Annotated in this window: 8 protein-coding genes; all 8 read right to left on the bottom strand. The window is 38.7% G+C overall.

The window, feature by feature from the left end; genetic code table 11:
- Nucleotides 1–99: 99 nt before the first annotated feature.
- Nucleotides 100–1,614 carry an amidophosphoribosyltransferase gene (gene purF, locus AC4GME_RS10715; RefSeq protein ID WP_490377677.1) on the bottom strand — a complete coding sequence of 505 codons (1,515 nt, stop codon included), beginning with the start codon at nt 1,612–1,614 and terminating at the stop codon, nt 100–102.
- Nucleotides 1,615–1,784: 170 nt separating this feature from the next.
- Nucleotides 1,785–2,279 carry a CvpA family protein gene (locus AC4GME_RS10710; protein WP_490377678.1) on the bottom strand — a complete coding sequence of 165 codons (495 nt, stop codon included), beginning with the start codon at nt 2,277–2,279 and terminating at the stop codon, nt 1,785–1,787.
- Between the two features lie 82 nt (nt 2,280–2,361).
- Nucleotides 2,362–2,997 (bottom strand): SPOR domain-containing protein, encoded by a 636-nt coding sequence (locus AC4GME_RS10705; RefSeq protein WP_490377679.1) that lies wholly within the window; start codon nt 2,995–2,997, stop codon nt 2,362–2,364.
- A gap of 3 nt (nt 2,998–3,000) precedes the next feature.
- Entirely contained in the window at nt 3,001–4,263 is a 1,263-nt protein-coding gene (gene folC / locus AC4GME_RS10700; protein ID WP_490377680.1) for a bifunctional tetrahydrofolate synthase/dihydrofolate synthase, read from the bottom strand.
- A 60-nt stretch (nt 4,264–4,323) separates the two neighbouring features.
- Nucleotides 4,324–5,109 (bottom strand): tRNA pseudouridine(38-40) synthase TruA, encoded by a 786-nt coding sequence (gene truA, locus AC4GME_RS10695; protein ID WP_490377681.1) that lies wholly within the window; start codon nt 5,107–5,109, stop codon nt 4,324–4,326.
- 82 nt (nt 5,110–5,191) lie between these two features.
- On the bottom strand, nt 5,192–6,454 hold the full coding sequence (gene glgC / locus AC4GME_RS10690; protein WP_490377682.1) for a glucose-1-phosphate adenylyltransferase: 1,263 nt from the start codon (nt 6,452–6,454) through the stop codon (nt 5,192–5,194).
- A gap of 21 nt (nt 6,455–6,475) precedes the next feature.
- The gene (locus AC4GME_RS10685) at nt 6,476–6,952 is read right to left on the bottom strand and encodes a hypothetical protein (RefSeq protein WP_490379374.1); all 477 of its coding nucleotides are present in this window, start codon (nt 6,950–6,952) and stop codon (nt 6,476–6,478) included.
- A 214-nt stretch (nt 6,953–7,166) separates the two neighbouring features.
- Nucleotides 7,167–9,818 carry a type I DNA topoisomerase gene (topA, locus tag AC4GME_RS10680; RefSeq protein ID WP_490377784.1) on the bottom strand — a complete coding sequence of 884 codons (2,652 nt, stop codon included), beginning with the start codon at nt 9,816–9,818 and terminating at the stop codon, nt 7,167–7,169.
- Nucleotides 9,819–9,883: the final 65 nt, after the last annotated feature.

Raw genomic sequence — 9,883 nt, 5'->3', positions numbered from 1 at the left:
AAGCTGCGGCTTTTTAAAAATCAGAAATTATTAATTTCTTTCCAAAAAAAAACACAGCATAAGCTGTGTTTTTTATTATCACTTAACCAGCAACAGATATTAAGATTCGTTATATAACTCTAGACTTGCAATCTCTTCTTTTTGTTCCTGTATTTTCTTAGCATCTTCACAGCGTAAACTTGCCAGATAATCAAAGTATGACTGGTCTATATCACCTGTCACATAAACACCGTCAAATACTGAACATTCAAAACCATCAACATTAGGATTTTGTTTGCCAACTGCATCTTTCAAATCTTCAAGGTCTTGGAAAATCAGTGCGTCACTGCCGATACAATCGCTGATCTGTTCAACACTGCGGTTATAAGCAATTAACTCCGACGCTGTCGGCATATCAATACCGTAAACGTTTGGATGACAAACTTGAGGAGCAGCAGAAGCCAGATATACTTTATTAGCACCCGCATCACGAACCATCTCAACGATTTGCTCTGATGTAGTACCACGTACAATTGAGTCATCAACCAGTAATACAGCTTTATCTTTAAACTCTGCAGTAATTGGGTTTAACTTACGACGTACTGCTTTACGGCGCTGTGTTTGACCAGGCATGATAAACGTACGACCAATATAACGGTTTTTAACAAACCCCTGGCGGTAAGGGATATCTAATTCGTTTGAGATTTGTAATGCGATATCGTTTGAAGTTTCAGGAATTGGAATAATGGCATCTATTTCGACATCAGCCCATTCACGTTTAATTTTTGCGCCAAGTTTACGGCCCATTTCTAAACGTGCTTCATATACTGAAATACCGCTTAAGGTTGAATCGGGACGCGCCAGGTAAACATATTCAAAGATACATGGATGCAGGCTCGTATTTTCTGCACACTGTTTAGTATAAAGTTGACGATCTTCTGTAATGAAAATAGCTTCACCAGGCTCAACATCACGCATCACTTCAAAGCCGATGGTATCTAAACCAACACTTTCAGAAGCAACGATATATTCCATATCACCCTCATCTGTTTTACGTGAGCCTAATACAAGAGGACGGATGCCATTTGGGTCACGGAATGCAACCAGACCATGGCCAATCATTAATGAAACTACACCATAAGCGCCACTTACTTGTTTATGCACATCACTAACAGCATTAAAAATATCGTCTGGTGATAATTTGTTACCTTGCACTTTATCAAGTTCTGCAGCGAAAATATTTAATAATACTTCAGAGTCAGAAGTCGTATTGATATGACGACGAGACTTAATTAAGGATTCACGCAAGCTAGTTGCATTAGTTAAATTGCCATTATGCGCTAATGCCAGTCCCCAAGGTGAGTTAACATAAAACGGTTGCGCTTCTGCCGCACTTGAGCTGCCTGCAGTAGGGTAACGCACATGACCAATACCGATAGTCCCTTTTAAACGCTGCATATGTTTAGATTCAAATACATCTTTTACTAAACCATTTGCTTTGCGCTGTTTAAAATTATCGTCTGCGATTGTGACAATACCAGCCGCATCCTGTCCACGGTGTTGTAATACGGTCAATGCATCATAAATGCTTTGATTAACGGGAGTTGAGCCAACGATGCCAACGATTCCACACATAAGTTAACGCCTTTATTTTATAGATAGTTAATGATTAATTTTAAAATATATTTTTCAATCGAGCACTTGCAAGTGCAGGACCGGTTGATAATGCTTATATATCAGGAGTTTAGCCAACGGCTTACAGTCAATGGCTGACTCTTAATTTCACTAATAATTTATTTATAAATTTATTTCGAAAGGTTATTCAAAAAACTCGATGAGTTTTCAATATGTTCAAAAAACCATTCAATAATAATTCCAAATTCAGGAATTAAAGTCGATTCCGTCCACCATTTAGCTTGATTAAAACCTGTAAATGAATCAATAAAAAAGAGTACAGCGCTAACAATCAGCACTCCACGGATAGCACCAAACAGAATACCAATAACACGATCTGTGCCGGACAGCCCCGTTACTGAAACTAAACGATTAATAATATAGTTAACTAATGCACCGAGTAATAAGACAGAAATAAAGAGGATGGCGATAGAGAGCGAATTACGAATTAATTGATCATCGAGCTGTGTTAAATATCGGGAGACTTCTGGATAAAAATTGCTGGCAATAAAAAAGGCGGTGAACCATGTGATAAGGGAGATAGCTTCTTTCGTGAACCCTCGTACTAAACTGATAAGGGATGAAAATGCAATAATGCCAAGAATGGCGAAATCAAACCAACTCATTGTTGTCCTTAATATTATATTCGCTAAGCGCTTCAAACGAGCGCATCTTAGCAGAGTTAAAAATTAAATGCTGTAAAATAATCTACGGGTTTACTGCATTAAACGGTATTAATTTTCCTTGCAGTTGCGTTAAACGCTTTAAATGAGACAGCTGTTTTTCTAATTTCTTTTTAGATACATCCGGTCCAACAAATACACGCGTCAGTTCGCCATCAATCACTTCAGTTGGCACGGTATGCGCCTGAAACCCAGCTTTATGTAATTTTTTCAGCAGGATATTAATATTTTTGGCATTTTGAAATGCGCCAAGTTGAATTGTCCATGCGCTTTGCGGCACTGCAACTTTAGCCGGTTTTTTTTGGGGGGCAGGCTGAGTTTTTTTAGCTGATTCTTTAACCACTTTAGTCGTTGAAATTGTGACAGTTTGCGCAACCTCTTCTATTTCCCACTGTTCATTTGCAACATCGCTTTGTAGATCTTTATCGGTCGCTACGCTTGTTATGTTATTTTCTTCACTTTCTGAAATGATAACTTTACTTGCAAGCTGATCGGACTGGTTTACAAAGGTATGTTCTTGTAGTTTTGGTTTTATCGGTGTTGCAATAAACTCATCTTCATAAGCGGTTTTTTTACCGTCAATAATTGAAGGCAAAAAGATAACAATAGAAGCAACTAAAATTGTCACTCCAACTAATCTATTTTTGAACTGAGAAGCCACGTATTACCCTTGTGAAAAAGTTAAAAAATCGGAAACTGTATAGAAGGATCCAAAAACAACGATTATATCAGATGAGCTTACCTTGTTAATGACACTTTTATAAGCTGACTCGACATTTCCAAAACAATTTACATTGCATTGTCTGTTTTTACTCGCCTGGTAATGTTTAAGCAGTGTTTCACTCGATGCGCCACGGTAACAGTCTAAGCTAATAAGGCTACAATCATCAAGCTGATTGTTAATCTGTGCAAATGTACCTGTTATATCTTTATCTTCCAGCATACCGACAATCGCAAACACTCTGCAGTTTGAATCTTTATCTGCGCTTAGTTGTTTAATCTGTTCCGCTAAATACTGCGCAGACTGCGGATTATGTGCAACATCAAGATAGATATCAAACTGATCATCCGTTTCGATTTTTTGCAGCCGCCCTGCAAGCTTAGCCTGCTGTAATGAGTCGCGAATTAAGGAATCTGCAATATTAAGATTTAAAGCTTCAATAACCGCCAGCGCAGTTGATGCATTTTGCATCGGCATCAAAGTATGACTTAAACCTGTAATGGTTTTTTTACCCGTCCAGGACCAACTATTTTCTTCAACTTCAAAACAAAAATCTTGATTGGCATAAATAATATCTGCTGATATTTTTTCCGCATAATCTTTTAATGATTGCGGAGGATTCAGTTCACCACAAATGGCTGGTTTATGCGCACGAAACACTCCTGCTTTTTCAAAGCCGATTTTATCTCTGTCGTCACCCAACCAATCAATATGATCAATGCCGATAGTAGTAACCACGCTTATATCCGATTCCACCATATTGGTTGCGTCTAAACGGCCACCTAAGCCCACTTCTAAGAGAATAAAATCACATTGTGCTTGTTTTAAAAGTTGTAAACAGCCTAATGTTACATATTCAAAATAACTAAGAGAGGTATCTTTACGGGCAGCTTCAATTTTTGCAAATGCCTGGCAATGTTCACTTTCAGAAAGTTCAAGGTGGTTTATCCGTAAACGCTCAGTATAACGCTGAATATGCGGGGAACTATAAACCCCCACTTTATAACCTGCTTGTATTAGAATCTCTTCCAGAAAAGCACAGGTTGTCCCTTTGCCGTTTGTGCCGGCGACTGTAATGACCGTTGCATCGAAATGAATTAAATCAAGTTCTTTTGCTACTTTCGAAATTCTTGTTAAACCTAATTCGATCTCGCACGGGTGAAGTTGTTCTAAGTAACTTAACCATTCATTTAAATTTTTTTGCATAAAATCATCGAAACTCTTAATTCTGAAACGGATACTTTCTAAAAACTACATATCTAGAAACTACATATCTAAAAACAATGGACCACACGCGGGCCTTGGAAGATCAAACTCTTCCGGGTAATCAACTTCAACAAGATACAAACCACCAGGTTTTGCAGTAGCGGCGGCTTTGGCGCGATCCTTATAACCAAGTAATGTTTTTAACCAGTCAACAGGCTGCTTACCACGTCCAACTTCAATTAAACTGCCTGCAATATTACGTACCATATGGTGCAGGAATGCATTCGCTTTAATATCAATAATAATAAAGTCATTACGGCGGGTAATATCAAGATATTCAATACAACGTTTGGGACTGTTTGCTTGGCAGTGAAGTGCACGAAATGAAGTGAAATCTTGATGACCTAGAATATACTGACCCGCTTGATGCATCAACTCGACATCAAGTGGCATATGATAATGGCTTAAACCGCTACGTAAAATCCCGGGACGGAATTCACTGTTATAGATGATGTAGCGATAACGGCGCGCAGTTGCACTAAAACGCGCATGAAATGATTGATCGACATGTTTAACCCAACGAACAGCAATATCGTCAGGCAGATTGGCATTAACGCCCAATGTCCATGCGACATCTTTGCGGTTGGCTTCTGTTTCAAAATGAACAACCTGCCCTGTACCATGGACACCAGCGTCGGTACGACCAGCACAATTTACAGTAACAGGATGGTTGGCAATAATAGATAGTGCTTTTTCAAGCTCTTCTTGTACCGAGATAACCTCTTTTTGACGTTGCCAGCCATAATAAGCAGCGCCATCATATTCAATACCCAGTGCAATACGCATTGATATTTACCCTAAAATTTCAAAGCGTGCAGTATACATGATAGTTTAAAAAAATTTGAGCCGGAAATTAAAATAAAAATGACTAATCGCCGTGATGAATCTTAATATAGTTATCAATCATCTCTTGAGTAACAAGTCTTACGCCATTTTCTGATATTTCATAAAACTCTTTATCAAGCTCATAATCGTAACCTATTCTGAATCCGTCTGGAATAATACAATCGTCAACAACCAATACATTGAAAAGGTTGCAGTATTTACCAATAATTGCATTGGGTAAAATAACACAATGACTAATATAACTATGTTTCTCAATGGTGACACGCGTTGACAGTAATGAATTATCAACTGTAGCACCGGAAATAATACAGCCAGCGCAAACAACACTGTCTATTGCCTGACCGCGACAGTAATCATCATTAAATATAAATTTAGCACCGGGCAGTTGCTCCTGAAATGAATAGATCGGCCAATGTTTGTCGTATAAATTTAATTCCGGATTAATTTTAACTAAATCTAAATTTGCCTGAAAATATTGATCTATGGTTCCGACATCTTTCCAATAAGCCTGTACATCAGCGCAACCTTTGCTATCAAATATATAAGCCGTGACATGGTAATCATGTATCGCTTTGGGAATAATATTATAACCAAAATCATGCTGCGATCCCTCCAGAGAGGCATCATCGACGAGCAGTTTTTCCAGGATATCAAAATTGAAAATATATACGCCCATCGACACTAATGATTGACCAGGCTGATTTGGTATGTGTGCGGGCTGTGCGGGTTTTTCCTGGAATTGATTAATTTTCATATCTGCATCAATATTTAAAACACCAAATGAGCTGGCAGATTTGCTATCGACTGGAATTGAAGCAATTGAAATATCTGAATTATGTTTTGCATGCTGACGCAACATACGGCTGTAATCCATTTTATAAATATGATCACCGCCTAATATCAACACATACTTACAATCCTGTTTGCGTAACTGTTTTAAATTCTGATATACAGCATCTGCTGTGCCCCGGTACCATAAATCACCAATCTGTTGTTGTGCGGGCACAATATTGACATATTCCCCTAATTCCCATGGCATTCGACTCCACGATTTTTGTATATGCGCTAATAACTCAGATGATTTATATTGAGTTAAGACATCAACTCTTCGGATCCCGGAATTCATGCAATTCGATAAGGTGAAATCTATAATTTTATATTTCCCACCAAAAGGTAACCCTGGTTTTGCGCGATCTTCCGTTAACTGTTTTAAACGGCTTCCTTTGCCGCCGGCAAGAATTAATGCAACCGTGTCCCGGGTTAACAATCCAATATGTTGAGTCATTATTGTTCCTTGCTTACTTTGTTAATCAATTAAGGCTTTTCCATATTTAGCATGGCTTAAAGGCACAACTTTTAAAATATCAACTCTTGAATCATCTACTATCTGCAGAGCTGAATGAATTGAGCAGTTATTATTTGCAATGATATTTATATCATAGTCATGTTCCTGATAATTGAAATGTACTTTTAAAATGCCATGCTCTAACAGCCAATGGCCATCGTAATTTTCATCATTAAATAAACTGCTTATATTTAACTGGTTATTTTCTTGAAACTGCAGAAGTAAGGAGAAGTTTTTTTGGGACGTAACAAGCCATGAATGGGCAATGATTTCAACTTCAGTTAATTTTCTTTTTTCTAATTCCCAGAGGATATACTCCCCTTCGGTTAAAATATAGGAACGATACTCATCACTTAATACCCCAAAAGGTAATGGAGTTTTTTTATTGTCTCTTTTTTCGTATGTGAACAAGATAACTTTACGATCTAATTCACTCAATAATGAGTACAGGGGCATAATTCGCTCTTTTTTATCTCAAATTGATATAAAATTAGGCTATCTGAGAAATAGTAAGGTCCTCGACGTGAATAAGTTTGAATAAGCTCAAAAAATAGATGAAACGACTGCATTTTTTTAGAGTTGCTTCACATGTTTTTTTTTGCAAAAAAAAAAGGTAGCTTTCGCTACCTTTTGTAAAGAGAGAATCAAAATACTATTTTGTTTTCTTAACCGCTCTTTTTTTGGTTTGTTCTTCTAACCATTTTCCATCGACAAATTTTGCTGTCCAGCCAGTCGCTTTTTTATCAATTTCAGTCATCACATACTGCTCTTTATTTTTACGACTGTAGCGTACCACAGCTAAATTTCCCTCTGGATCTTGTTGTGGCGCATCAGCTAAATAGTAAAATTTAGGTGAGATACGATCTCTAAAACGGACAAGTTCTGCAACCTTTGGTGCACGCGTTTCACGCGAACGCGGGAAAGTACTTGCCGCTAAGAAAAGACCAGAAGCACCATCTCTTAAGATAAAATGAGCGTCACTCTGTTCACATTCTAATTCCGGCAGATCAACAGGATCTTCTTTTGGTGGCGCAACTTCGCCGCTGCGTAAAATTTTACGGGTGTTTTTACACTCTTCGTTTGTACAGCCCATGTATTTACCAAAACGACCGTCTTTTAACTGCATATCACTGCCACATTTGTCACACTCGACAAGCGGGCCATCATAACCTTTGATCTTAAATTCGCCATGCTCTACTAAATGACCGTCACAAAGCGGGTTATTACCACAAACATGCAATTTTCGACTTTCATCGATTAGATAGCTATCCATTGCCATATCACATTTAGGACAACGTTTTTTAGCCATTAAAGCAGCTGTTTCTGCGTCTTCAGTACTTAAAATATCAATAACTTCTTCACCATCAACAAGGTTAATGGTTGTTTTGCAGCGCTCCTTTGGTGGCAGTGCATAACCGGAACAGCCTAAGAAGACACCTGTAGAAGCGGTACGGATTCCCATTGCGCGTTCACAAGTAGGGCAGCGAACCTCTTCAATAACAACAGGTTCATTAAGGCGCATGCCCCCTTCTTCAACCGGCAACTCTGCTTTGTCTAATAAATTAGTTAAATCTTTATAGAAACGGTCTAATTCGTCAGTCCAATTTGCTTTGCCTTCTGCAATCGCATCAAGATTTCTTTCCATCTGCGCCGTAAAGTCATAACTCATCAGATCAACAAAATTCTCACTCAGGCGATCACTGACAATTTCTCCCATTTTGACAGCATAAAAACGACGTTTATCAACTTTGACATAGCCCCTGTCTTGAATCGTAGAAATAATACTGGCATAGGTCGATGGACGACCAATACCTTGCTTTTCAAGCTCTTTAACTAATGCGGCTTCGGAAAACCGAGCTGGTGGTTTAGTAAAGTGTTGTTGCGGATCAAGTTTAACAAGATTTAAGGACTCACCAATCGCCAGATCGGGCAGTTGTACTTCATCCACTTTGCTTTTAGCAACGGGTTGCGCTTTTGTCCAACCCGCAAAACGCATGGTGCGTCCTTTAGCGCGTAACAAGTAATTATCAGCTTCGACAACTAGTGTGGATGCATCATAAAGAGCAGGTAACATTTGACAGGCTAAAAATTGTCTCCAGATTAATTCATACAAACGTTGAGCATCACGATCCACACCAGCCAGCAATGCCGCAAGTTGCGTCACATCAGATGGACGAATCGCTTCATGGGCTTCTTGAGCACCGGATTTACTGCTATATACAACAGCTTCGTCAGGCAGATAATTTTTGCCAAATTCATCTCCTATGTAATCACGTGCAGACGCCACAGCCTCTTTACTTAAGTTAGTAGAGTCTGTTCGCATATAGGTGATATAACCAGCTTCATAAAGGCGTTGTGCAAGCATCATGGTCTTTTTAACGCCAAAACTTAAACGGGTACTGGCAGCTTGTTGTAATGTTGAGGTTATAAATGGAGCGCTGGCTTTACTCTTAGTCGGTTTATCTTCACGTGAAAGTAATTTGTACTGTGCCGATTTTAAAGTTTCAACTGCGTTTAGCGTTTGTTTTTCAGTAGTTGGTTTAAATGATTTACCATCTTCTTTAAAAACTTCTAAACGTAAGTCAGTTTTTTTAACACTTTGCAGATCAGCATGTAGATCCCAATATTCATCGGGATTAAACGCTTTAATCAGGCGCTCACGTTCAACTAATAAACGCACAGCTACAGATTGAACGCGACCTGCTGATAATCCACGGGCAACTTTTTTCCAAAGCAATGGTGAAACCATAAAACCAACAACTCGATCTAAAAAGCGGCGTGTTTGCTGGGCATTTACACCATCAATATTTAGTTCTGTCGGATGTTGGAAAGCTTCTTGAATTGCACTTTCTGTTATTTCATTAAACACCACACGTTGATACTTTGAATGATCACCACCGAGTATTTCACGGAGGTGCCATGCAATCGCTTCCCCCTCTCTATCCAAATCGGTTGCGAGATAGATAGTAGGAGCATCTTTGGCTAATTTTTGCAGTTCACTAACCACTTTTTCTTTGCCGGGCAGTATCTCGTAACGTGCTTTCCAATTATTATTTGGATCAACCCCCATACGAGTAACAAGCGCTTCTTGCGTTCGTTTCGCTTTTTCTTTCTCTTTTTTTGCCGGTGTCATACCCGCCAAAGATTTTTTAGGCTTGGCATCAATTGTTTTCTTGGCACTACCGCTGGTAGGAAGATCGCGGATATGTCCGACACTTGATTTTACAATAAAATCCTTGCCTAGATATTTATTGATGGTTTTTGCTTTTGCAGGAGACTCCACAATAACAAGTGATTTGCTCATAATTCTTCTATACCTAAATAGTCACGTTCGAGAGGGGAAAATAAATTTTATAATTCATCCAGTGA

The sequence above is a fragment of the Psychromonas sp. genome (genome assembly GCF_983033635.1).
The sequence above is the reverse complement of the archived record's forward strand: the minus strand, read 5'-3'. Positions and strand labels throughout refer to the sequence as shown.